This window comes from Oceaniovalibus guishaninsula JLT2003, assembly GCF_000299575.1.
Classification (GTDB): Bacteria; Pseudomonadota; Alphaproteobacteria; order Rhodobacterales; family Rhodobacteraceae; genus Palleronia; species Palleronia guishaninsula.
This window is the reverse complement of the sequence record NZ_AMGO01000021.1, coordinates 279,286-301,670: the sequence shown is the minus strand read 5'-3', so window position 1 is coordinate 301,670 and position 22,385 is coordinate 279,286. Positions and strand designations below refer to the sequence as shown.

21 protein-coding genes are annotated in these 22,385 nt (G+C 66.8%); 15 read left to right on the top strand and 6 right to left on the bottom strand.

Annotated features, from left to right (window positions below; translation table 11 throughout):
• Positions 1-34 precede the first annotated feature (34 nt).
• From OCGS_RS07475 to OCGS_RS07450, 6 genes are all read left to right on the top strand, one after another.
• Entirely contained in the window at positions 35-2,299 is a 2,265-nt protein-coding gene (locus OCGS_RS07475) for an FdhF/YdeP family oxidoreductase (RefSeq protein WP_007426633.1), read from the top strand.
• Positions 2,300-2,368: 69 nt separating this feature from the next.
• A complete protein-coding gene (locus tag OCGS_RS07470; RefSeq protein WP_007426632.1) occupies positions 2,369-4,210 on the top strand; it encodes an ABC transporter ATP-binding protein in 1,842 nt (613 codons plus the stop codon).
• A complete protein-coding gene (locus OCGS_RS07465) occupies positions 4,207-6,042 on the top strand; it encodes an ABC transporter ATP-binding protein (protein WP_007426631.1) in 1,836 nt (611 codons plus the stop codon). Before OCGS_RS07470 ends, OCGS_RS07465 begins: the two co-directional genes overlap by 4 nt.
• Positions 6,043-6,106: 64 nt before the next feature.
• A complete protein-coding gene (locus OCGS_RS07460) occupies positions 6,107-7,327 on the top strand; it encodes a class I SAM-dependent RNA methyltransferase (RefSeq protein ID WP_007426630.1) in 1,221 nt (406 codons plus the stop codon).
• A 91-nt stretch (positions 7,328-7,418) separates the two neighbouring features.
• Positions 7,419-7,907 (top strand): L,D-transpeptidase family protein, encoded by a 489-nt coding sequence (locus OCGS_RS07455; RefSeq protein WP_040610667.1) that lies wholly within the window; start codon positions 7,419-7,421, stop codon positions 7,905-7,907.
• Positions 7,904-8,389 (top strand): nucleoside deaminase, encoded by a 486-nt coding sequence (locus OCGS_RS07450; protein WP_202948657.1) that lies wholly within the window; start codon positions 7,904-7,906, stop codon positions 8,387-8,389. The genes OCGS_RS07455 and OCGS_RS07450 overlap by 4 nt, the downstream gene beginning before the upstream one ends.
• A gap of 15 nt (positions 8,390-8,404) precedes the next feature.
• Here OCGS_RS07450 and dalA read toward each other — a convergent pair whose 3' ends face one another.
• Positions 8,405-8,917: a divisome-associated lipoprotein DalA gene (gene dalA, locus OCGS_RS07445; RefSeq protein ID WP_007426627.1), complete on the bottom strand. Its 513-nt coding sequence runs from the start codon at positions 8,915-8,917 to the stop codon at positions 8,405-8,407.
• 151 nt (positions 8,918-9,068) lie between these two features.
• Here dalA and OCGS_RS07440 point away from each other — a divergent pair, with 151 nt between their 5' ends.
• Complete coding sequence (locus tag OCGS_RS07440; RefSeq protein WP_007426626.1) at positions 9,069-9,668, top strand: L,D-transpeptidase; 600 nt, start codon at positions 9,069-9,071, stop codon at positions 9,666-9,668.
• A gap of 149 nt (positions 9,669-9,817) precedes the next feature.
• Complete coding sequence (locus OCGS_RS07435; RefSeq protein WP_007426625.1) at positions 9,818-10,000, top strand: hypothetical protein; 183 nt, start codon at positions 9,818-9,820, stop codon at positions 9,998-10,000.
• A 51-nt stretch (positions 10,001-10,051) separates the two neighbouring features.
• On the opposite strand, the gene hemH is transcribed toward OCGS_RS07435, so the two are convergent.
• Both hemH and OCGS_RS07425 read right to left on the bottom strand, forming a co-directional pair.
• Positions 10,052-11,137: a ferrochelatase gene (gene hemH / locus OCGS_RS07430; RefSeq protein ID WP_007426624.1), complete on the bottom strand. Its 1,086-nt coding sequence runs from the start codon at positions 11,135-11,137 to the stop codon at positions 10,052-10,054.
• A 66-nt stretch (positions 11,138-11,203) separates the two neighbouring features.
• On the bottom strand, positions 11,204-12,049 hold the full coding sequence (locus OCGS_RS07425; protein ID WP_007426623.1) for a methyltransferase domain-containing protein: 846 nt from the start codon (positions 12,047-12,049) through the stop codon (positions 11,204-11,206).
• 22 nt (positions 12,050-12,071) lie between these two features.
• Here OCGS_RS07425 and OCGS_RS07420 point away from each other — a divergent pair, with 22 nt between their 5' ends.
• Both OCGS_RS07420 and grxC read left to right on the top strand, forming a co-directional pair.
• On the top strand, positions 12,072-12,785 hold the full coding sequence (locus OCGS_RS07420; RefSeq protein ID WP_040610666.1) for a ComF family protein: 714 nt from the start codon (positions 12,072-12,074) through the stop codon (positions 12,783-12,785).
• Between the two features lie 29 nt (positions 12,786-12,814).
• Positions 12,815-13,066 carry a glutaredoxin 3 gene (grxC, locus tag OCGS_RS07415; RefSeq protein WP_007426621.1) on the top strand — a complete coding sequence of 84 codons (252 nt, stop codon included), beginning with the start codon at positions 12,815-12,817 and terminating at the stop codon, positions 13,064-13,066.
• Between the two features lie 7 nt (positions 13,067-13,073).
• Here the strand turns inward: grxC and ubiG are convergent, their stop codons facing one another.
• Entirely contained in the window at positions 13,074-13,814 is a 741-nt protein-coding gene (gene ubiG, locus OCGS_RS07410) for a bifunctional 2-polyprenyl-6-hydroxyphenol methylase/3-demethylubiquinol 3-O-methyltransferase UbiG (protein WP_007426620.1), read from the bottom strand.
• Positions 13,815-13,869: 55 nt separating this feature from the next.
• Here ubiG and pip point away from each other — a divergent pair, with 55 nt between their 5' ends.
• On the top strand, positions 13,870-14,844 hold the full coding sequence (pip, locus tag OCGS_RS07405; RefSeq protein WP_007426619.1) for a prolyl aminopeptidase: 975 nt from the start codon (positions 13,870-13,872) through the stop codon (positions 14,842-14,844).
• Between the two features lie 3 nt (positions 14,845-14,847).
• Here pip and OCGS_RS07400 read toward each other — a convergent pair whose 3' ends face one another.
• Positions 14,848-16,569, bottom strand: a complete 1,722-nt coding sequence (locus OCGS_RS07400; RefSeq protein WP_007426618.1) for an ATP-binding protein — start codon at positions 16,567-16,569, stop codon at positions 14,848-14,850.
• Positions 16,570-16,757: 188 nt separating this feature from the next.
• Here OCGS_RS07400 and rimP point away from each other — a divergent pair, with 188 nt between their 5' ends.
• The 4 genes from rimP to infB are packed head-to-tail and all read left to right on the top strand — an operon-like array spanning position 16,758 to position 22,110.
• Entirely contained in the window at positions 16,758-17,354 is a 597-nt protein-coding gene (rimP, locus tag OCGS_RS07395) for a ribosome maturation factor RimP (RefSeq protein WP_007426617.1), read from the top strand.
• Between the two features lie 6 nt (positions 17,355-17,360).
• Complete coding sequence (gene nusA / locus OCGS_RS07390; protein WP_007426616.1) at positions 17,361-18,968, top strand: transcription termination factor NusA; 1,608 nt, start codon at positions 17,361-17,363, stop codon at positions 18,966-18,968.
• Between the two features lie 17 nt (positions 18,969-18,985).
• Positions 18,986-19,627, top strand: a complete 642-nt coding sequence (locus OCGS_RS07385; RefSeq protein WP_007426615.1) for an RNA-binding protein — start codon at positions 18,986-18,988, stop codon at positions 19,625-19,627.
• Positions 19,624-22,110, top strand: coding sequence for a translation initiation factor IF-2 (gene infB / locus OCGS_RS07380; protein WP_007426614.1), 2,487 nt, complete (start codon positions 19,624-19,626; stop codon positions 22,108-22,110). Before OCGS_RS07385 ends, infB begins: the two co-directional genes overlap by 4 nt.
• Positions 22,111-22,181: 71 nt before the next feature.
• On the opposite strand, the gene OCGS_RS15310 is transcribed toward infB, so the two are convergent.
• Positions 22,182-22,322, bottom strand: coding sequence for a hypothetical protein (locus OCGS_RS15310; protein WP_007426613.1), 141 nt, complete (start codon positions 22,320-22,322; stop codon positions 22,182-22,184).
• Between the last annotated feature and the right edge of the window lie 63 nt (positions 22,323-22,385).

Sequence of the window (22,385 nt, the reverse complement as noted above, 5' to 3'; positions counted from 1 at the left end):
CTTGTTCGATTGAACCGACAGAAGGGGCACCGCCATGGATTACGACGAAGACGACACCCCGCATTACGACGCGCCGGCGGGCGGATGGGGCTCGGTCAAGGGCATAGCCAGCATCTGGGGCGAGGACGATCCGTCGCCGGCCGCGCTGGAAACCCTGCGCCGCCAGAATAAGCCGGGCGGACACATGTGCACGTCCTGCGCCTGGACCAAGCCCGCCAAGCCCCATGTGTTCGAATTCTGCGAGAATGGCGCCAAGGCGACGCTGTGGGATCTGACGCAGGCGCGCTGCACGCCCGAGTTTTTCGCCGAACATTCCGTGACCGACCTGATGAAGCTCAGCGATCACCAGCTGGAACGCGCGGGGCGGTTGACCCATCCGATGCGTTACGACGCGGCGACCGACCGTTATGTGCCTTGCGCTTGGGACGAGGCGTTCGCCGGGATCGGTGCCGCGCTTCGCGGGCTCGATCCGAAATCGACGGTGTTCTATACGTCTGGCCGCGCCAGTCTGGAAACGTCCTATCTTTATGCGCTGTTCGCGCGGCTTTACGGGCACAACAACCTGCCCGACAGTTCCAACATGTGCCACGAAACGACCAGCGTGGGTCTGAAGGACGTGATCGGGTCGCCGGTCGGCACCTGCATCCTGTCCGACTTCGACCATTGCGACATGATCCTGTTCCTGGGCCAGAATACCGGCACCAATTCGCCCCGCTTCCTGCATCCCTTGCAGGATGCGGTCGAACGCGGGTGCCGGATCTTCACCCTGAACCCCGTGCGCGAACGTGGCCTGATCGAGTTCGCGGATCCGCAAAGCCCGTGGCAGATGACGGTGGGCAAGGCCACGCAGATCTCCGAACGCTATCTTCAGGTGCGGCCGGGCGGCGACATCGCCGCGCTGACCGGCATGTGCAAGCATGTGCTGGAGGCCGAACAGCTTTACGGCGGCGTGCTGGACCGCGCCTTCATCGACGAACATACCGACCGCTTTGATGACTTCGCGGCGAAGATGCACGCCACCGGCTGGGACGAGATCGAGGCGGCGTCGGGTCTGCGGCAGGACGACCTGCGCGATGTGGCCGAGGCATATATCGGCGCGAAGAAGGTCATCGGCATCTACGGCATGGGCCTGACGCAGCATGTCCACGGGTCGCAAAGTATTGCTATGCTGGTCAACCTGCTGCTGCTGCGCGGCAATATCGGCCGCGAGGGGACTGGCATCAGCCCGGTGCGCGGCCATTCTAACGTGCAAGGCCAGCGCACCGTCGGCATATCCGAAAAGCCCAAGCTGGTGCCGCTGGACAAGCTGGCCGAATTGTTCGGGTTCGAACCGCCGCGCGATACCGGCATGACCACGGTCGAGGCCGCAAAGGGCGTGGCGGACGGCACCGTCAAGGGGTTCGTCAGTCTGGGCGGCAACTTCGCCCGCGCCATTCCCGACCATTCGCGCACCGATCCGGGCTGGTCCCGGCTGGATCTGAACGTGCAGATCGCGACCAAGCTCAACCGCTCGCACCTGCTGGTGGGCGATGGCGCATGGCTGCTGCCCTGTCTCGTGCGGTCGGAGGAGGACATGCAGGCCACCGGACGGCAGGCCGTGACGATGGAGGACAGCCTGAGCCACATCCACGGATCGGTCGGCAAGCGCGAACCGGCCAGCCCCGACCTGCTGTCGGAACCCGCCATCGTCGCGGGCATCGCCAAGGCCACGCTCGATCCGAACCCCAAGTTGAAATGGGACGACTGGATCGGCGATTACGGACTGGTGCGCGACCTGATCGAGCGGACTTATCCCGACAAGTTCCGCGAATTCAACAACCGCATGTTCACGCCCGGCGGTTTCTACAAGGGCAATGCCGCGCGGGAACGCAAGTGGCAGACGGATACCGGCCGCGCGCATTTTACCGCGCCCGACACGATGACGGCGCTGGAAAGCGAACCGGGCGCGGATGCCTATACGCTGCTGACGCTGCGGTCGAACGATCAGTTCAACACGACGGTCTATGGCTTTTCGGACCGCCTGCGGGGGCTGAAGGGCCCGCGCGAGATCGTGCTGGTCAGCCCCCGCGACATGAAGCGCGCCGGTCTGGCCGAGGGGCAGAAGGTCACGCTGATCTGCGATGTGGACGACGGCACCGACCGGCGCGTCGGCGGCCTGACGGTGGTGCCCTACGATCTGCCCAACCGCTGCATCGCCGCCTATTACCCCGAGGTGAACCCCCTGATCCCGCTGGACCGCTACGACCTGAAATCGAAAACGCCCGCCTACAAGGGCACCCCGGTGCGGATCGAGCCGTGACACGTTCGCCGCGCAGGTTTCCCTTGCGCGGCGGCCACCCTATATAGGCGGGCCAACGAAAGCCCCCCGATGTTCCGCCTGTTCGAGAATCTGGTCGATCCCTATACGCCGTATGAGGTCGACGACACGCCGCCCCGCAAGCTTTGGCCGTTCATCCGCGCCTACAGCCGGCCGTTCGGGCGCGTCTTCGTCTGGACGGCGCTGACATCCGTTCTGGTCGCCGCGGTCGAGATCGGGCTGATCGCCTATATGGGCCGCGTCGTCGATCTGCTGTCGGGCGACGACCCCGCGACGGTCTGGGCGCTGCACGGGACCGAGCTGATCCTGGTGGCCGTCGCCATCCTGACCGTGCGGCCCCTGCTTCAGGCGCTGAACGTGGCGCTGCTGAACCAGTCGATCATGCCGAACTATGCGACGCTGTGGCGTTGGCGGGCGCACAGCCACGTCATGCGCCAATCCGTCGGCTGGTTCGAGAACGACTTCGCCGGCCGGATCGCCAACCGCATCATGCAGACCCCCCCGGCGGCCGGCGAGGCGGTGTTCCAGGCCTTCGACGCCATCACCTTCGCACTGGCCTATCTGGTCGGCGCGGCGGTGCTGTTGTTCGATGCCGACCCGCTGCTGCTGGTGCCGATGGCGGTGTGGCTGGGGCTTTACGCGTTCCTGGTGCGCTGGACGATGCGGCGCATCGGGGCGGCGTCCAAGGCGGCGTCCGACGCCCGCTCGACCGTGACGGGGCGGGTGGTGGACAGCTATACCAACATCCATGCGGTGAAACTTTTCGCCCATCACGACCGCGAACTGGCCTACGGGCGCGAGGCGATCGAGGGCGCGCGCACCACCTTCCAGACCGAGATGCGGCTTTACACCATCATGGACGTGTCGCTGGTGCTGCTGAACGGGCTGCTGATCGTCGGCGTCGTCGGCTGGGCCATCTGGCTTTGGATGACCGGCACGGCCAGCGTCGGCGTCGTGGCGGCGGCGACCGCGCTGACGCTGCGGCTGAACGCGATGACCGGCTGGATCATGTGGGCGCTGTCCAGCTTCTTTCGCAATCTCGGCGTCGTCGCGGAAGGGATGGAAACCATCGCCCAGCCCATCGCCCTGACCGACGCCCCCGGCGCAAAACCGCTGCGGCTGACAGCGGGCGAGGTCCGGTTCGACCGGCTGACCCACCGCTACGGCCGCGACCGCGGCGGGGTCGAGGGGATCGACCTGATCGTGCATCCGGGCGAAAAGGTCGGCCTCATCGGCCGGTCGGGCGCGGGCAAGTCCACGCTGGTCAAGCTGCTGCTGCGCTTTTACGACCCCGACCGGGGCCGCATCCTGATCGACGGACAGGACATCGCCGGCGTTACGCAATCCAGCCTGCGCCGCGCCATCGGCATGGTCAGCCAGGACAGCGCGCTGCTGCACCGCTCGGTCCGCGACAACATCCTTTACGGCCGCCCCGACGCGACCGAGGCACAGATGATCGCGGCGGCGAAACGCGCCGAAGCGCATGAGTTCATCCTGGAGCTTGAGGATCTGGAGGGCCGGCGCGGCTATGACGCGCATGTGGGCGAACGCGGCGTCAAGCTGTCGGGCGGCCAGCGTCAGCGCATCACGCTGGCGCGCGTCATGCTGAAGGACGCGCCGATCCTCGTGCTGGACGAAGCCACCAGCGCGCTGGACTCAGAGGTCGAGGCCGCGATCCAGCAGACCCTGTTCGGCGTCATGGAGGGCAAGACCGTCATCGCTATCGCGCACCGCCTGTCCACCATCGCCCAGCTCGACCGGATCGTGGTGATCGACGACGGCCGCATCGTCGAGGACGGGCCGCACGCCATGCTGCTGGCCAGGGGCGGGCTATACGCGCAATTCTGGGCCCGCCAATCGGGCGGCTTCATTCATACGGAGGAAGCGGGATGATCCGGCGCTTCGCAGATCTGATCGACGCCTTCCGCCCGGCCCCCGGCCCGCCGCCGCGCACGCTGAGCGCGTTCTTCCGGTGGGCGCTGGAAGGGTCGTGGTTCTGGCTGGCCATCGCCGCCGCGATCTCGGCGTTGGCGGGCGTGGCCGAGGTGGCGACGGCGCTGCTGCTGGGCGCGGTGGTGGACAGCGTGGCCGGCATCGCGCCCGGCGACTATTTCGACGCCAACCTGCCGATGCTGCTGGGCATCGCCGCCTTCTTCCTGATCGTGCGGCCGATCCTGTTCGGCAGTTCGGCGGCCGCCAACTCGCTGGTGGTCGGGCCGAACGTCAATCCGCTGGTCCTGTCGCGCCTGCATCGCTGGACGCTGGGCCAGTCCGTCACATTCTTCGACGACGATTTCGCCGGGCGCATCGCGCAGAAACAGATGCAGGTCAGCCGCGCGATCACCGATGTCGCGTCCGAAACCATCAATGTGGGCTTCTTCGCGCTGGCCTCGCTGGTTGGATCGGCGGTGTTTCTGGCAACCATCGACGTATGGATGGCGCTGGGCCTCGCCATCTGGCTGGGGGGGTATCTGGGCCTCATCCGCTGGTTCATGCCGCGCATCCGCGCGCGGTCGATGGCCCGCGCCTCGGCCCGCGCGATGGTGTCGGGGCAGGTCGTGGACACGATCACCAACATCAAGACGGTGAAACTGTTCGCCCATGCCGAGTTCGAGGATGCCGCCGCCCTGGGATCCATCGCGCGGTTCCGCGACCGGGTGATCGACTTCGGCCTCGTCTCAACCTCGTTCCGGTTCGCGCTGATGACGCTGGCGGGGATCCTGCCGGTGCTGCTGATCGGCGGCACCTTGTGGCTCTGGTCGCGGGGCGGGGCCAGCGCGGGCGACATCGCGGCGGCCGGCGCCATATCGCTGCGGATCGCCCAGATGACGGGCTGGGTGTCGTTCACGCTGATGTCCATCTATGCCAGCGTGGGCGAGGTCGAGGATGGCATGAACACCCTGACCCCGCCCCATGCCCTGACCGATGCGCCGGGCGCGCGCGATCTGGCGGGCGCGGGGCCGGTCGCCTTCGATCACGTCAGCTTCGCCTATGGCCGCCGGATCGGCGGCATCAGCGACATCGACCTGACCATCGCAGAGGGCGAAAAGCTGGGCATCGTCGGCGCGTCGGGCGCGGGCAAGTCCACGCTGGTGGCGCTGCTGCTGCGGCTCTACGATCCCGAACGGGGCCGCATCACCATCGCCGGGCAGGACATCGCCGACGTGACGCAGGAAAGCCTGCGCCGCCATATCGGCATGGTCACGCAGGAAACGGCGATGTTCAATCGCTCGGCCCGCGACAACATCCTTTACGGTCGCCCCGACGCGACCGAGGATCAGGTGATTGCCGCCGCGAAGAAGGCCGAAGCGCACGACTTCATTCAGGAACTCGAGGATTTCAAGGGGCGGAAGGGCTATGACGCGCATCTGGGCGAACGCGGCGTCAAGCTGTCGGGCGGCCAGCGTCAGCGCATCGCCCTCGCGCGTGCCATCCTCAAGGACGCGCCGGTGCTGGTGCTGGACGAGGCGACAAGCGCGCTCGACAGCGAGGTCGAGGCGTCGATCCAGTCCGCGCTCGACCGCGTGATGGAAGGCAAGACCGTGCTGGCCATCGCGCATCGGCTGTCCACCATCGCCCGCATGGACCGCATCGTGGTGATGGAGGACGGGCGCATCGTCGAACAGGGCACGCATGACGACCTGCTCGCCGCCGATGGCGTCTATGCGCGCTATTGGCACCGGCAATCGGGCGGATTCCTCGACTACCGCGAAGCGGCGGAATAGGGCGCGGCGGGGTCATGGTCGGTAAAGGTTCGTTAACAGAGCGTTATATGTTTCACGTGAAACCGTGAGCATCGTCACCATCGACAGGCTCGGCTATCGCGGCGACGGCATCGCGCCCGGTCCCATCTACATCCCCCGCGCCCTGCCCGGCGAAAAGGTCGAAGGAAAAGTGACGGACGGGCGGATGACCGCCCCTGTCATTCTGTCGCCGTCGCCCCGTCGGGTCACGCCACCCTGCCCCCATTACGCCGAATGCGGCGGCTGTTCCCTGATGCATGCCGAGGACGCGTTCGTCGCCGCCTGGAAAGTCGGGATCGTCCGCCAGGCCCTTGCGGCGCGATCCCTTCCGGCCCCGATAACCGGCATCGCCACCTCGCCCCCCGCCTCCCGCCGGCGGGCGGTGCTGACGGGGCGACGAACAGGCGACAGCGTCGTGGTTGGCTTCCATGCCGCCAGATCCGACCGCATCGCCGCCATCCCGCTTTGCCGCGTCGTCACCCCCGCCATCGCCGACGCCCTGCCGATACTGGAGGAAATCGTCCGCGCCACAACCGGCCGCGACGGCGAGGTTTCCCTGACGGTCACCGACGGTCCCGCTGGGCTGGATGTGGCTGTCACGGGTTCGGGCCATCTCTCGGGACAAGACATGTCGGACCTGGCGGTTCTGGCCGAAAGCGCGGATCTGGCCCGGCTGACCTGCGACGGCGAAACCGTTGCCTTGCGCCGGCCACCCTTCCAGACCTTCGGTCCCGCCCGCGTCGTCCCGCCGCCCGGCGCGTTCCTTCAGGCCACCCGCCATGGCGAGGCGGCGCTTCTGGCATCCGTGCGTCATGCTCTGGGCGATGCGGCGCGGATTGCCGACCTGTTCGCCGGTTGCGGAACCTTCGCGCTGCCGCTGGCCGCGAAAGCGCAGGTTCACGCCGTGGAAGGCGCGGCCGATCTGACCGCCGCGCTGCTGGGCGGTTGGCGCACCGCGCCCGGCATGCGCCCGCTGATGGCCGAGACGCGCGATCTGTTCCGGCGTCCGCTGCTGGCGGCCGAGCTTGCCGGCTTCGACGCCGTCTCCATCGACCCGCCCCGCGCGGGGGCCGAGGCGCAGATGCGCCAGATTGCCGCGTCCCCGATTAAGACGGTGGCGTCCGTATCGTGCGACCCCGTTACCTTCGCGCGCGACGCCCGGATCCTTTGCGATGCGGGATTCGTGCTGGACTGGGTGCGCGTCGTCGATCAGTTCCGCTGGTCTTCCCATGTCGAGATCGTGGCCCGTCTGACACGGCAAGGATGATGCACCGCCGAAATTGCGGCCGGCAGGCCTTTGCGGACGACCTTGCGTCGGGTAACGGTTTGTAAAAAAGAATCGGGCATAAGGTCGGGCAATGCGAAATCTTTTCCTCCTCGTGGTCATGTTGGGCTTGGCGGCCTGCGGTTCCAAGTTCCGCAGTTACGACGGCCCCGAAGTCACCCAGTTGCTGGTCGTGAAAAGCGAACGGCGTCTTTACCTTCTGCATAATGCAGAGGTGCTGAAGACCTACGATATCGGCCTTGGCTTCGCGCCCAGCGGCCACAAGCAATACGAAGGCGACGGCCGCACGCCCGAGGGGATGTATTTCATCGACCGCCGCAATCCGTCCAGCAAATACCATCTGTCCGTCGGCGTTTCCTACCCCAACGAGTTCGACCGTGCGCTTGCGTCCGAGCTGGGCAAGCGACCGGGTGGCGACATTTTCATCCACGGCCGCGGGCCGAGCTGGAAGAAGACCATGCCGAAGGACTGGACGGCAGGCTGCATCGCGGTCGACGACCGCGACATCGAACAGATCTATGCCATGGTGCAGGACGGAACGCCGATTCTGATCCGACCGTGAGCGTCGACATGGACCCCAGGGATCGCCCGCATCTGGACCGCTGTATCGCCCTTGCGCGCGAGGCGCTGGAAGCGGGCGACGAGCCCTTCGGGTCGGTGCTGACCGATGGCGACGGCCGCGTCCTGCACGAAGCGCGCAATCGCGCGGTGACGGGCGATCCGACCCGGCATCCCGAATTCGCGCTTGCCCGCTGGGCGGCGCAGAATCTGACGCCGGACCAGCGCCGTCAGGCCGTCGTCTATACGTCCGGGGAACATTGCCCGATGTGTTCGGCCGCACATGCCTGGGCGGGTCTGGGGCGGATCGTCTATATCAGCTCGGCCGCGCAATTGGGCGAATGGCTGTCGGAGATCGGCGTCGAAGCCGCGCCCGTCGCGTCGCTTGCGATCCGCGAGGTCGCCCCCGGCATTCCGATCAAAGGGCCGATAGAGGGGCTGGACCGGATCCTGCGGGACCTGCATCGACGCCGCCATGACGCCTGACGGGCTGCGCGTCGGTCAGTAGCCGGTCAGCAGCGTCCACCAGATCTTGCCGTTGGGTTCCTGAAACCAGGCGAACCCCATCTCGCGCGCCTGCGGGTCCAGCACGACGCCGCGCGTGGCCGGATCGGCCATCCAGGCGGCCAGCGTCTCGACCTCGGTTTCATAGGTTTCCGAGATGTTTTCGCCCAAAAGAGTGCCCGCATAGCCGACGCGCCGCACGCGATCGAGCGGCGACGAGCCGTCGGATCCGAAGTGCCAGGGGCGGTTCTGCACGCTCATGTCGCGCGAATGGGTCGCGGCGGCGGCGTTCAGTTGTGCGTTCAGCGCCACGGGCTGCGCGCCCGCCGCCTGCCGGACGGCATTAACCCCGTCCTGCATCCGCAGCACGATAGCGCCCGAATCGGCCGCCGAGATATCATAGCGCTGCGGCAGGGGGCGGCCCGAGGGATCCAGTGCGATCGGCGTGGTGGTCGCGCAACCGGCCAATCCGACGGTCGCCGCCAGAACTATCATGCCGAACCGGGTCATCTGTGCCTTGCCTCGAAATGTCGATGTCGCGCTGCCTTAGCGAGAATGGATGCGCTGCACAAACGCTTCCGCATGACGCCGGTTTGATTTGCGCAGTCGGGCGACCTTGGATAACGGGGCGAAAAGAAGAATCGAGAGCAGGACCTGCCGGATGAAAGATACCTTGCTGAATCGCCGCCGTTTTCTGGGGGCCGCCGGCGCTGCCGCGGCCGGGATCGCGGCGGGCCCGTCGCTGGCGCAGATGGCGCAGGACACGACCGAATTCGTGCCCGGTGTCGCCGATGACAACCGGCGCAACGCATCCAGCTTTCGGCTGCTCGACTGGCGGCCCTATTTCGACACCCTCACGAACGGCGCGGTTCTGGTCGATATCACCTCGCGCGCGCTGCATTTCTGGAGCGAGGACGAATCGACCTACAAGCTTTATCCGACCTCCGTTCCGCTGACCGACGATCTGACGCGCAAGGGCCGGACCGAGATCATCAAGAAGGTGGAAGGCCCGTCATGGTCGCCCACCCCGGCGATGAAGGAACGCAACCCCGAATGGCCGGACTTCATCGGTCCCGGCCCGCAGAATCCACTGGGCACTCATGCGCTGTGGCTGACCTGGCAATATTACCGCATCCACGGAACGCAGGACACGCGCAAGATCGGGCGGCGGTCGTCCAACGGGTGCGTCGGCCTTTACAACGAGCATATCGCCGAGCTTTACGCCCTGACCCGCGAGGGAACGCAGGTGTTGCTTATTTGACGATTAACCTCCGAGTTGGAACCGGCGCCGGTATCGGGGGCTTTCCAAAATGTGATCGTTGCTGCTTTAACAACAGCATGAGGTACAGTCTTGGGTGCCTGCTGCCGCCTCACGATCCATTAGGCACCAGGCGAATACTGGAGAAGAATATGAAGAAGATCGCTCTCGCCGCCGCCCTTTCCGTCGCCGCGACCGGTGCCTTTGCGGGTGGCATGGCCGAACCGATGATGGAACCCACCGTCGTCGTCGAAGAATCGTCCAACGCTTCGGGCGGTTTCGTCATCCCGCTGCTGCTGCTGGCCGTCATCGCCGCGGTTGCCATCACCGACTGATCCCATCCGGTCAGTTGCGAAGGGCGGCGTGGCGGTGCCCCGCCGCCTTTTTCATGCCTGCGATTCCGCCCTGACCGCCCAGCCCGACAGGTTGTCGGCGATGGTGTTGCACAACGCCCGGACATGCGCGGCGTCGTCGTTGAGGCAGGGGATATAGGTAAAGCTTTCGCCGCCCGCCTCTTCAAAACTTTCGCGGATCTCGCCGTTGATCTCCTCCAGCGTCTCGATGCAGTCGGCGGAAAAGGCGGGCGCGATGACGGCGATACGTTTCACGCCCTTTTCGGCCAAGCGCGCGACCTCTTCGACGGTATAGGGTTTCAGCCATTCCTCGGGTCCGAAGCGGGACTGGAAGGCGGTGACGATGCGGTCGGCCGGCCAGCCCAGCCTTTCGCGCAGCAGGCGCGTCGTCTTCTGGCACTGGCAATGATAGGGATCGCCCTCCATAAGATAACGCCGCGGCATTCCGTGATAGGACGCGACCAGCAGGTCGGGCGGCGTCGGCTGGTCGGCCCAGCTTCGTTCGACCGACTGCGCCAGCGCGTCGATGAAATCGGGGCGGTCGAAATAGGCCGGAACGGTACGGATCGCGGGCTGCCACTTTTCGGCGGTGAGGGCGCGAAAGAACTGGTCGTTGGCGGTGGCGGTCGTGGCGCCGGCATATTGCGGATAGAGCGGGAAGAACAGGATCCGCTGGCAACCCGCGTCGATCATCTGGCGCACCTTCGAGGCGGTCGAGGGATTGCCGTAGCGCATGCAGAAATCGACTACGACGTCATCGCCATACCAATCGGCCAGGGTCTCGCGGATCGCGGCGGTCTGCGCCTTGGTGATGGTCAGCAGCGGGCTTTCGTTCAGCTCCTCGTTCCAGATCAGGCGATAGTTCGCCCCGCTGGAGAAGGGCCGCTTGCTGAGGATGACGGCCTGAAGCAGGGGCTGCCATTTCCAGGCGGGATAGTCGATGACCCGTTTGTCGCTGAGAAACTCGTTCAGATAGCGCCGCATCGACCAGTAATCGTGCCCGTCCGGCGTGCCGAGATTGGCCAGCAGGACGCCGGTGCGCGCGGGCGGGACCGGCGGATGGTCGGCGGGGGCATGCTCGGGCCGGACGGCGCGGTGGGTCGATCTTGCATCCAGCATGGGGGGCCTTTCCGAATACGGCGTCAGGGAACGCATCGGGGTCTGATATACGACAGCGCCCGCGCGTCAAACCGGACCGGACGACGCAGGATCGCCCGCGGGCCGTTCAGGGGTGCCCAGGGCATCCGCTAGACGCGCCTTGGCCGAACCGGGGCGCAGCGGCTTTTGCTGGCTGTCGGAGGGCGCCCAGCCGGTCAGGAAGGCCAGCTCGAACGTGGCGCGGATGCGGGCGGGATCGTCGGGATCGGGGAAAGCGCGCGCATAGATGTCGGACGCGGCCGCAAAGACGGCGCGGCGCGTCGGGCGGCGCAGGCGATCCTGCATCGCGTTGGTTTCGCCCATGGCCCGAAGGTCGCGCAGCAGGCCCATCATGTCGCCGTAACTGGCCGTCAGCGGCAGCGTGTCGGCCACCGGCAGCGCCATCCCGGCCCGTTGCAGCAGACCGCCCCAATCGCGGATTTCGGCCATCGGGGCGACGCGCGGCGATAACCCGCCGGCGACGCGCGATTCGCCCTCGGCCAGCGCCGCGCGCAGTTCGGCCAGGGTCTGCCCGCCAAGCGCCGCGCCCAGAAACAGCCCGTCGGGCCGCAGCGCGTGGCGGCACTGGACGATCTGTCCCACCGGGTCGTTCGCCCAATGCAGCGCCATCGCATGAATGACGAGGTCATGCGCGCCTGGCGTCAGCGCCAGCACCTCGTCGTCGGGGACGATAGTGGCCTGCGGGAAACGCGCGGACCAGAAGGCGGGGTGTCCGGTCACAACAGCGGGTCGGGTAAACGACCTGTTAACCTCTGTCAGCCTTTCCTCGATTTCCAGCGCGGCGGCGTCGTGCAGGAACAGGGCCGCGGGGTCGCTGCGGGCGCGGTGGCGGGCCAGCGCGGCGGTATCGGTCATGCGGGGGGCGGTCGGCATGGGTCGCATTTAGGAGACGCGGATGCGAATGCAAACGGTGCTGGATTTCGTCTATCCGCATCAATGCGTGATGTGCGAAGCGCAGGTCGAGGATGCGGGCGGCTTGTGCGGCCCGTGCTGGCGGCAGACCCCGTTCATCCTGGGACTGTGCTGCGACCGATGCGGCGCGCCCCTGCCGGGCCAGTCCGACCGGGCCGAATCGTGCGACGATTGCCTGGCGATGGCGCGGCCCTGGTCGCAGGGACGTGCCGCGCTGATCTATCGCGACAAGGCGCGGCGGATGGTGCTGGGGCTGAAGCACGGCGACCGGCTGGATTTCGCCCGCCCGGCCGCCGCCTGGATGCGCAAGGTCGCGCCCCTGCGGCCCGGTCAGGTCGTCGTGCCGGTGCCGATCCACTGGACGCGGATGGTTCGGCGCAGATACAACCAGGCCGCGATCCTGTCGCACGAGATCGCAAGGGCGCAGGGCCTGGTCTGTCTGCCGCAGGCGCTGGTGCGGCGCAGGCGGACGCCGTTGCAGGACGGGCGCGGCGTGGCCGCTCGGTTCGAGAACCTGCGCGACGCCATCGCGGCCCATCCCCGCCACGGCCGCGCGCTGAACGGGGCCGAGGTGCTGCTGGTGGACGATGTGATGACCTCGGGCGCGACGCTGGCCGCCGCCGCCGATGCGTGTCTTGCGGCGGGTGCCGCGCGGGTGGACATGACCGTACTGGCGCGGGTGGTGAAGGACGCCTAGATCGTCGGCAAGGAATGAAGGAGTGCTAGATGGCCAGCATCGAGATCTATACCAGCCCCACCTGCGGCTATTGCCACGCGGCCAAGCGGCTGCTGGATGCCAAGGGCGCGGGATACGCCGAAACCGATGTGTCGCGCGATGCCGATCAGAAGCAGGCGATGGTGCAGCGATCTGGCCGGCGCACGGTGCCGCAGATCTTCATCGACGGGCGGCATGTCGGCGGTTACGACGATCTGGCGGCGCTGGACCGCGCCGGCAAGCTGGACGCGCTGCTGGGCTGAGTGCCTTTCAGGCGGGTCTGGTCGAGGCGGTGACGTAGTTCACGGCCAGGTCGCGGTCGGACAGCGACCACGACCAGCGCACGAAGTCGAAGACGAAGCCCGTTCGGTCCACCGGCGTCAGGCCCGCGCGTTCGATCATCGCGCAAAGCTCGTCCGGGGTGATGAACTTCGACCAGTCATGCGTGCCCTTGGGTAACCAGCGCATGATCCATTCGGCCCCCAGGATCGCATAGGCGAAGCTGCGAGGATTGCGGTTGATGGTCGAGCAGACCATAAACCCGCCGGGTTTCAGCAGATCGTGACAGGCGGTCAGATAGGCCTGCGGGTCGGACACATGCTCGACCACCTCCATGTTCAGGACGATGTCGAACCGTTCGCCCGCCTCGGCCAGCGCCTCGGCGGTGGTGTGGCGATAGTCGATGTCGAGGCCCTGTTCGCGCGCGTGAACCTGCGCCACGGGGATGTTGCGTTCCGCTGCATCGGCACCCACCACATCGGCCCCCAGCCGCGCCATCGGTTCCGACAGGAGCCCGCCGCCGCAGCCGATGTCGAGGATGCGCAGCCCCGCGAACGGACGGGGCGCGGTCAGGTCGCGGTCGAACTCGGCGGCGATCTGGGTGCGGATATAGTCCAGCCGGCACGGATTCATCATGTGCAGCGGTTTGAACTTGCCCTGCGGATCCCACCATTCGGCCGCCATGGCGCTGAACTTGTCGATCTCGGCGGGGTCGATGGTGGTGGTCGGCATAGTTTTATCCTTTGCGGGCATGGCGGGGCGGAATTGCCGCTTATATAGTCCGGTCATGGACAAGGCGGCAGGACAAAACGGCGCGGCGGCGCTGCTCTATCCCCGGATCGACCCGTTCGACCAGCGGATGCTGGACGTGGGCGACGGCCATCGCGTCTATGTCGAACAATGCGGACGGCCCGACGGCGTGCCGGTCGTGGTGCTGCACGGGGGGCCGGGGGGCGGCTGTTCGCCGTCGATGCGGCGCTATTTCGATCCGTCCGTCTATCGCGTCGTGCTGTTCGACCAGCGCGGCTGCGGCCGGTCGCGGCCCCATGCGTCGGTCGAGGCGAATACGACCTGGCATCTGGTGCGCGACATCGAGCTGATCCGCGCGACCCTGGGGATCGACCGCTGGATCGTCTTCGGCGGAAGCTGGGGTGCCACGCTGGCGCTGATCTATGCCGAGGCGCATGCCGACCGCGTGGCGCATCTGGTGCTGCGCGGCGTGTTCCTGATGACGCAGGCGGAGCTGGCCTGGTTCTATGGCGGTGGTGCGGGACGGTTCTGGCCCGACATCTGGCGCCGCTTCGTCGAGCTGGTTCCCGAGGACGAGCGCGGCGACCTGATCGCCGCCTATCACCGCCGGCTGTTTTCGGGCGATCCGCAGATCGAGACGCGGTTCGCGCGTGCCTGGGCGAGTTGGGAAAACTCGCTGGCCAGCATGGCGAACGAAGGGCCGGGCGGCGACAGCCCGGCGGAATATGCCCGCGCCTTTGCCCGGCTGGAGAACCACTATTTCACCCATGCCGGGTTTCTCGACACGGACGGGCAGATCCTGCGCGATGCGGGGCGGATCGCGCAGGTGCCGGGCACGATCGTGCAGGGCCGCTATGACATGATCTGCCCGCCGGCGGCCGCGCATGCGCTGCATGCCGCATGGCCCGCCTCGACGCTGGTGATGGTGCCGCGCGCCGGCCACGCGCTGAGCGAGCCTGGCATCAGCGCGGAACTGGTGCGCACGATGGACCGCCTGCGCGCCGGGGACTGACCGTCATTCGGCGGCGATACCTGGAAGGCGCGACGACAGGACGCGCAGGATCTCTCGCTCCATCGCCTTGCGTCCCAGCGGTTTGGGCAGAAAGCCGTCGAAGCCCCGCCCGAGATAGCCGTCACCTTCGTTCGGCCCACCCCCCGCCGTCAGCGCGATGACAGGGATGGCGTCGAAGGCGCGATCGGCGCGGATGGCGGCGGTGGCCGCATGTCCGTCGAGAACCGGCATCTGGATGTCCATCAGCACGACGTCCATACGCGCCGGATCGAGGGCTTTGAGCGCCTCGCGGCCATCGGCGGCGAAGACGGGCCGCGCGCCCATTCTTTCCAGAAAGGATCCGGCGATCAGGCGGTTCGTGGCATTGTCGTCCACCACCAGAACCCGCAGACCGGCCAGAGGGGCCGGCGATGCGGCGGTCGTTTGCCCATCCGCTGCCTTCGGCGCGGGCAGCGACAGCGTGAAGTCCGACCCTTGCCCCAATTCGGACGTCACCGTGACATCGCCGCCCATCAGCCGCGCCAGATCGCGCGATATCGACAGCCCCAACCCTGTGCCGATGCCGCGCCGGGCCGATGCGTCGTCGAGCTGCGCGAAGGACCGGAACAGCAGCGGCAGGTCGTCGGGCGCGATGCCGGCGCCGCTGTCCCGCACCCCGACCGTCAGGCGTCCCGTTTCGGCGTCCCACGCGACGCCAATTTCGACGCAGCCCAGTTCGGTATGTTCGATCGCGTTCGCCACCAGGTTCGAGACCACCTGCTTTACCCGCAGGGTGTCAAGCATTAACGCGGGAGGGACGGCATGGTGCGTGACGGTTTCCAGCACCAGACCCTTGGCCGCGGCGGTATCTCTGAACAGGCGCTGGACCGAGCGGACGATATGCCGAATATCGGCAGGCGCGGGCGAAACGGTGAATCCGCCCGCCTGCATCTTGGCATGATCGAGGATATCGTCGAGCAGCGATTTCAGCATCGTGCCGGATGCGATCAGGATCTCGGCCCGCTCGGCCTCGGCCCGGTCGCGGGCGTCATCGGCCATCATCTGCGCGATGCCGAGGATCCCGTTCAGCGGTGTGCGCAGTTCGTGGCTGATCGCCGTCAGGAAGCGGTCCTTGACGCGGTTCGCGGCATCGGCCTGCCGCTTGGCGCCGATCAGGTCGGCCTTGAGAAGAAAGGCGTCGCGCGTTACCGCGCCGATATAGGCGATGCCGCCCAGCAGGCTGCCGATGACGGCCAGCATCTCGACCCTGCCGACCGTCCCGATGACCGGCGGCACCATCGCGGCAAAGCCGGCGAGAATCGGCAAGGTCGCCAGAACGTAAAGCTGCACGTTCCACGAGCGGATCACGACGCAATGGATCACGATGCCCCACATGATCGTGCTGCCGACGACGAAGGGGGCAAGGCGCCCGTCCGACATCAGCATGACGGGGGTCGCGATGGTGATGCCCGAGATTACGAAGATCATCAGCGAATGCAGCAGGAAATACCGCCGCCGTCCCGATGACAGCATGCGCCGTTCCACCGCGATGCCGCCGAGGTCGATCGCGAAATAGAGAAGGCCGAAGGTTGCGGGCCAATGAGGCGGCAGAAAGGGCATCGCAACGATGGACGCCGCGGCGATGGCCGCAAGGCGTTTGGGCCGTTCGCGCACGATCGCCGCGATTTGCAGGCGGGTCGTGTCCGGGTCGGACGGCCGCGCCTTGAATGTCCACCTGTTGCCCATCACGCCGGGTCTAGGGGCGATGCGTTAAGATCGCGTGTCTTTCGCCGGCAATCGCGGACTTGCATCCGGCAGGGCAATTCCTTATCTGATCGTCTGACAGCGGCGCGTCGGGGTCCAAACCCGATACCCACCGGATAGCATGACGGGCCGCTGGCCCTTTTTTTGTGCTTTGAATCTCGGGAATGCCCATGTCCGACCTGATCGCCAAGGCCAGCATCGACCGACGGCTTGCCGAAATTCTGACCCCCGTGATCGAGGATCTGGGATTCGAGCTGGTGCGCGTGCGCTATATGGGCGGCAAGACGCCCACGGTTCAGATCATGGCCGACCGTCCCGGCGGCGGGATCGAGGTGGACGAATGCGGCCGCATCTCGACTGCCGCTTCGGCGCATCTGGATGTCGAGGATCCCATCGAGGACGCCTATACGCTGGAAGTGTCGAGCCCCGGCATCGACAGGCCGCTGACCCGGCTGAAGGATTTCGACGACTGGCAGGGCCATGTCGCCAAGATCGAGACGACCGAGATGATCGACGGCCGCCGCCGCTTCAAGGGCGTGCTGGCCGGGGTCGAGGGCGACGAGGTGCTGATCGAGATCGACGAGGGCACCATCGGGCTGCGCTTCGACTGGCTGAGCGACGCCAAGCTGGTGCTGACCGACGACCTGATCCGCGAGGTTCTGCGCGCGCGCAAGAACGCGGGCGAGATCGACGAAAGCCAGTTCGACGAGATCGAGACGATAATCGACAGCGAAGACGATGCCCGTCTTCCCGACCAGAAGGACTGAAGCCCCATGGCCATCACATCCGCCAACCAGCTCGAGCTTTTGCAGACAGCCGAGGCCGTGGCGCGCGAGAAGATGATCGACCCCGCGTTGGTCGTCGAGGCGATGGAGGAAAGCCTCGCCCGTGCCGCCAAGTCACGTTACGGCGCCGAGATGGATATCCGCGTGAAGATCGACCGCAAGACCGGGCGGGCGACCTTCACCCGCGTGCGCACCGTGGTCGAGGACGATGCGGTCGAGAATTACCAGGCCGAGTTCACCGTCGAACAGGCCCGCACCTATCTGGACGATCCCAAGGTCGGCGACGTCTTCGCCGAGGAAGTGCCGCCCGTCGAGATGGGGCGCATCGCCGCGCAATCGGCCAAGCAGGTCATCTTGCAGAAGATCCGCGAGGCCGAGCGCGACAAGCAGTTCGAGGAATACAAGGACCGCGTCGGCACGATCATCAACGTGCTGGTCAAGCGCGAGGAATACGGCAACGTCATCGTCGATCTGAACCCCGGCGAGGGCGTGCTGCGCCGCAACGACAAGATCGGCCGCGAAAGCTATCGTCCGAACGACCGGATCCGCGTCTATATCAAGGACGTGCGGCGCGAGGTGCGGGGGCCGCAAATCTTCCTGTCGCGGACCGATCCGCAATTCATGGCCGAATTGTTCCGCATGGAAGTGCCCGAAATCTACGAGGGCATCATCGAGATCAAGGCCGTCGCCCGCGATCCGGGGTCGCGTGCCAAGATCGCCGTCATTTCCTATGACAGCAGTATCGACCCCGTGGGCGCCTGCGTCGGCATGCGCGGCAGCCGCGTGCAGGCCGTGGTGAACGAGTTGCAGGGCGAGAAGATCGACATCATCCCCTGGAACGAGGACGTGCCGACCTTCCTGGTGAACGCGCTGCAACCCGCCGAGGTCAGCAAGGTCGTCCTGGACGAGGAGGCCGAGCGCATCGAGGTGGTGGTTCCCGACGAGCAGCTTTCGCTGGCCATCGGACGGCGCGGACAGAACGTGCGTCTGGCGTCGCAGCTGACCGGGCTGGATATCGACATCATGACCGAGGAACAGGAAAGCCAGCGCCGCCAGGCCGAGTTCGAGGAACGCACCAAGCTGTTCATGGATACGCTGGATCTGGACGAGTTCTTTGCGCAGCTTCTGGTCAGCGAAGGCTTCACCTCGCTCGAGGAGGTGGCCTATGTCGAGGCGGACGAGCTGCTGGTGATCGACGGCGTCGATGCCGACACGGCGGGCGAATTGCAGGCCCGCGCCCGCGACTATCTGGACGAACAGAACCGCAAGGCGCTGGAAGCGGCCCGTGCGCTGGGCGTCGAGGACAGCCTGGTTGAATTCGAGGGGCTGACACCCCAGATGATCGAGGCGCTGGCCAAGGACGGCGTGAAGACGCTGGAAGATTTCGCCACTTGCGCCGACTGGGAACTGGCCGGCGGCTGGACGGTCGAGAACGGCGAGCGCAAGAAGGACGACGGCGTGCTGGAGCCGTTCGAGGTCAGCCTCGAAGAAGCGCAGGCGATGGTCATGTCGGCGCGGATCCAGCTTGGCTGGGTCGATCCCGCCGATCTGGACGCGGCCGAGGAAGACGGCGAAGTCGAGGAGGCGCAGGCCTGAGAACGGAGAGTCCCGCCATGACCCGCGGCAAGCCGGCGCCGGCGCCGGACGAACCCGAACGTCGCTGTCTGGCAACGGGCGAGGTCAATCCCAGGCGCGGCCTGATTCGCTTTGTCGTGGGGCCGGACGATGCCGTCTGGCCCGATGTGGCCAACAAGCTGCCGGGCCGGGGCATGTATGTCGCGGCCGAGCGCGAGGCGCTGGACATGGCGGTGAAGAAGCGCCTGTTCTCGAAAGGCGCCAAGCGGCAGGTGGTCGTGCCCGACGATCTGGTCGCCTCGGTCGAGGCGGCGCTGGTGCGCCGGGTGATCGACCGGCTGTCCCTTGCGCGCAAGGCCGGTGCCGCGATCGCCGGCTACGAGAAGGTGAAGGACTGGCTGGGCAAGGATCAGGCGGGGATCCTGTTGCAGGCTTCGGACGGGTCCGAACGCGGCAAGGGCAAGCTGCACCGGCCGGGCGGTCGGGGATCGTATTTCGACATTCTGTCGGCCCGGGAATTGGGTTTGGCATTCGGACGTGAACATGTGATACATGCGGCGCTCGCCGCAGGCAGACTCGCTGATCTATTCAGGGACGACGCCGTGCGGCTTTCAGGCGTTCGCGCAGGCGACGGTGTCCCTTCCGACGGGGTTGCCGGAAAGGTGAAGAAGACTCGATGAGCGATAGTGACGGCAAGAAGACCCTCGGTGTCCGTGGCCCCGGCGGCCCGCGTTCCGGTCAGGTGAAGCAAAGCTTCAGCCACGGGCGGACGAAGAACGTCGCGGTCGAGGTCAAGCGCAAGCGCGTGGTGGCCCCCAAGCCCGCGGCCGGTGCCAAGCCCACGGGCGCCGCCGGACCGATCAAGGGCGATCCGTCCCGCAGGCCCGCCGGGATCACCGATGCCGAACTCGAACGGCGGATGAAGGCCCTTGCCGCCGCCAGGGCGCGCGAGGGCGAGGAAGCCGCGCAGCGCGAGGCCGAGGAGAAGGCCCGCGCCGAAGAGCGCGAGCGCCGCCGCGCCGAGATCGAGGCGAAGGAAGCCGAGGAGCGCGAGCGCGAGGATGCCCTGCGCGCCAAGGCCGAAGAAGATGCCCGCCGTCTGGCCGACGAGGCCGCGGCCCGCGAACGCGCGGCGCAACCCCAGCCCACCCCCGCCGATGCCGAAGCGCGCGCCGCCAAGGGCCCGGTGCCGACGCGCAAGCCCACCGAGGACCGCGAGCGCGACCGCGTGGCCAAACCCGGCAAGAGCGATGGCGACAAGCGGCGGTCCGGCAAGCTGACCGTGAACCAAGCGCTTGCTGGCGGCGAGGGCGGCCGGCAGCGGTCGCTGGCGCAGATGCGCCGCAAGCAGGATCGCGCGCGCCAGAAGGCGATGGGCGGCAAGGTCGAGCGCGAGAAGGTCGTGCGCAACGTCAACCTGCCCGAGGCGATCACCGTCAGCGAACTGGCCAACCGGATGGCCGAACGCGTGGCCGATGTGGTCAAGGCGCTGATGCAGAACGGCATCATGGCAACCCAGACCCAGACCATCGACGCCGATACCGCCGAACTGATCATCGAGGATTTTGGCCATAAGGTCGTCCGCGTCAGCGATGCCGATGTCGAGCAGGTCATCGACCAGGTCGAGGACAAGGCCGCCGATCTGAAGCCGCGCGCGCCGATCATCACCGTCATGGGCCATGTCGATCACGGCAAGACGTCGCTGCTGGACGCGATCCGCCATGCGCGCGTCGCCACCGGCGAGGCGGGCGGCATCACCCAGCATATCGGCGCCTATCAGGTGACGACCGATGGCGGTCAGGAACTGACGTTCCTCGACACGCCGGGTCACGCCGCGTTCACGTCGATGCGGGCACGGGGCGCGCAGGTCACGGATATCGTGGTGCTGGTGGTCGCGGCCGACGATGCCGTGATGCCGCAGACGATCGAGGCGATCAACCACGCCAAGGCCGCCAAGGTGCCGATGATCGTGGCGATCAACAAGATCGACAAGCCGTCGGCCAATCCCGACAAGGTGCGCACCGATCTGCTTCAGCACGAGGTCATCGTCGAGAAGATGTCCGGCGACGTGCAGGATGTCGAGGTTTCGGCGACCACCGGCAAGGGGCTGGACAACCTGCTGGAAGCCATCGCGCTGCAATCCGAGGTGCTGGAGCTGAAGGCCAACCCCGACCGTGCCGCCAGCGGCGCGGTGATCGAAGCGCAGCTCGATGTCGGCCGCGGGCCGGTGGCGACGGTGCTGGTGCAGAACGGCACCCTGCGCAAGGGCGACATCTTTGTCGTCGGCGAGCAATGGGGCAAGGTCCGCGCGATGGAGAACGACCAGGGCGAGCGCGTGACCGAAGCCGGTCCGTCCGTTCCGGTCGAGGTTCTGGGCCTCAGCGGCACGCCCGAAGCGGGCGATGTGCTGAACGTGGTCGAGACCGAGGCGCAGGCGCGCGAGATCGCCGAATACCGCGCCAATGCCGCGCGCGACAAGCGCGCCGCGGTGGGGGCGGCGACGACGCTGGAACAGATGATGGCCCGCGCCAGGACCGACCGCAGCGTCGCCGAACTGCCCATCGTGGTGAAGGCCGACGTGCAGGGCTCCGCCGAGGCCATCGTTCAGGCGATGGAGAAGATCGGCAACGACGAGGTGCGCGTTCGCGTGCTTCATTCGGGTGTCGGCGCGATCACCGAATCCGATATCGGTCTGGCCGAAGCGTCGTCGGCGTCGGTCGTCGGCTTCAACGTGCGGGCCAATGCCAGCGCGCGGCAGACGGCGAACCAAAAGGGGGTCGAGATCCGCTATTACTCGATCATCTACGATCTGGTGAACGACGTGAAGGCGGCGGCCAGCGGCCTGCTCTCGGCCGAGGTGCGCGAAACGTTCATCGGCTATGCGCAGATCCGCGAGGTCTTCAAGGTGTCCAATGTCGGCAAGGTCGCCGGCTGTCTCGTCACGGAAGGCGTCGCGCGCCGGTCGGCCGGCGTGCGTCTGCTGCGCGACAACGTCGTGGTCCACGAAGGCACGCTGAAGACGCTCAAGCGCTTCAAGGACGAGGTGGCCGAGGTGCAGTCCGGTCAGGAATGCGGCATGGCGTTCGACAATTACGACGACATCCGCGTCGGCGACGTGATCGAGATCTTCACCCGTGAAGAAGTCGAGCGTAACCTGACCTGACGATCGACCGGGCCAGCGCGCCGCGCTGGTCCGGTTCGGATCATCCCCGCTTCGATCCTGCCGACGCCGTTCTAACGCAATCCGGTCGCCATGCGGATCGGGCGGCCCGCGAAGGTTTCCGTCCCCACGCGGACAAGGATCCGGCCATCGGCCAATTGCCCGACTTCCTGCCCCTGCACCGACACGCAGCTTCCTATCGTGATCGTCTTCATCTGCCCCTCCCGTTCACGTTGTATGTTGACGCTAACCGGCGTCCCGTCATTCGCCAACCCGCA

Coding starts and splice junctions, on each gene's coding strand:
- OCGS_RS07475 (WP_007426633.1), top strand. CDS start 35: ATGGATTACGACGAAGACGACACCCCGCATTACGACGCGCCGGCGGGC.
- OCGS_RS07470 (WP_007426632.1), top strand. CDS start 2,369: ATGTTCCGCCTGTTCGAGAATCTGGTCGATCCCTATACGCCGTATGAG.
- OCGS_RS07465 (WP_007426631.1), top strand. CDS start 4,207: ATGATCCGGCGCTTCGCAGATCTGATCGACGCCTTCCGCCCGGCCCCC.
- OCGS_RS07455 (WP_040610667.1), top strand. CDS start 7,419: ATGCGAAATCTTTTCCTCCTCGTGGTCATGTTGGGCTTGGCGGCCTGC.
- dalA (WP_007426627.1), bottom strand. CDS start 8,917: ATGACCCGGTTCGGCATGATAGTTCTGGCGGCGACCGTCGGATTGGCC.
- OCGS_RS07440 (WP_007426626.1), top strand. CDS start 9,069: ATGAAAGATACCTTGCTGAATCGCCGCCGTTTTCTGGGGGCCGCCGGC.
- OCGS_RS07435 (WP_007426625.1), top strand. CDS start 9,818: ATGAAGAAGATCGCTCTCGCCGCCGCCCTTTCCGTCGCCGCGACCGGT.
- hemH (WP_007426624.1), bottom strand. CDS start 11,137: ATGCTGGATGCAAGATCGACCCACCGCGCCGTCCGGCCCGAGCATGCC.
- OCGS_RS07425 (WP_007426623.1), bottom strand. CDS start 12,049: ATGCCGACCGCCCCCCGCATGACCGATACCGCCGCGCTGGCCCGCCAC.
- OCGS_RS07420 (WP_040610666.1), top strand. CDS start 12,072: ATGCGAATGCAAACGGTGCTGGATTTCGTCTATCCGCATCAATGCGTG.
- grxC (WP_007426621.1), top strand. CDS start 12,815: ATGGCCAGCATCGAGATCTATACCAGCCCCACCTGCGGCTATTGCCAC.
- ubiG (WP_007426620.1), bottom strand. CDS start 13,814: ATGCCGACCACCACCATCGACCCCGCCGAGATCGACAAGTTCAGCGCC.
- pip (WP_007426619.1), top strand. CDS start 13,870: ATGGACAAGGCGGCAGGACAAAACGGCGCGGCGGCGCTGCTCTATCCC.
- OCGS_RS07400 (WP_007426618.1), bottom strand. CDS start 16,569: ATGGGCAACAGGTGGACATTCAAGGCGCGGCCGTCCGACCCGGACACG.
- rimP (WP_007426617.1), top strand. CDS start 16,758: ATGTCCGACCTGATCGCCAAGGCCAGCATCGACCGACGGCTTGCCGAA.
- nusA (WP_007426616.1), top strand. CDS start 17,361: ATGGCCATCACATCCGCCAACCAGCTCGAGCTTTTGCAGACAGCCGAG.
- OCGS_RS07385 (WP_007426615.1), top strand. CDS start 18,986: ATGACCCGCGGCAAGCCGGCGCCGGCGCCGGACGAACCCGAACGTCGC.
- infB (WP_007426614.1), top strand. CDS start 19,624: ATGAGCGATAGTGACGGCAAGAAGACCCTCGGTGTCCGTGGCCCCGGC.
- OCGS_RS15310 (WP_007426613.1), bottom strand. CDS start 22,322: ATGAAGACGATCACGATAGGAAGCTGCGTGTCGGTGCAGGGGCAGGAA.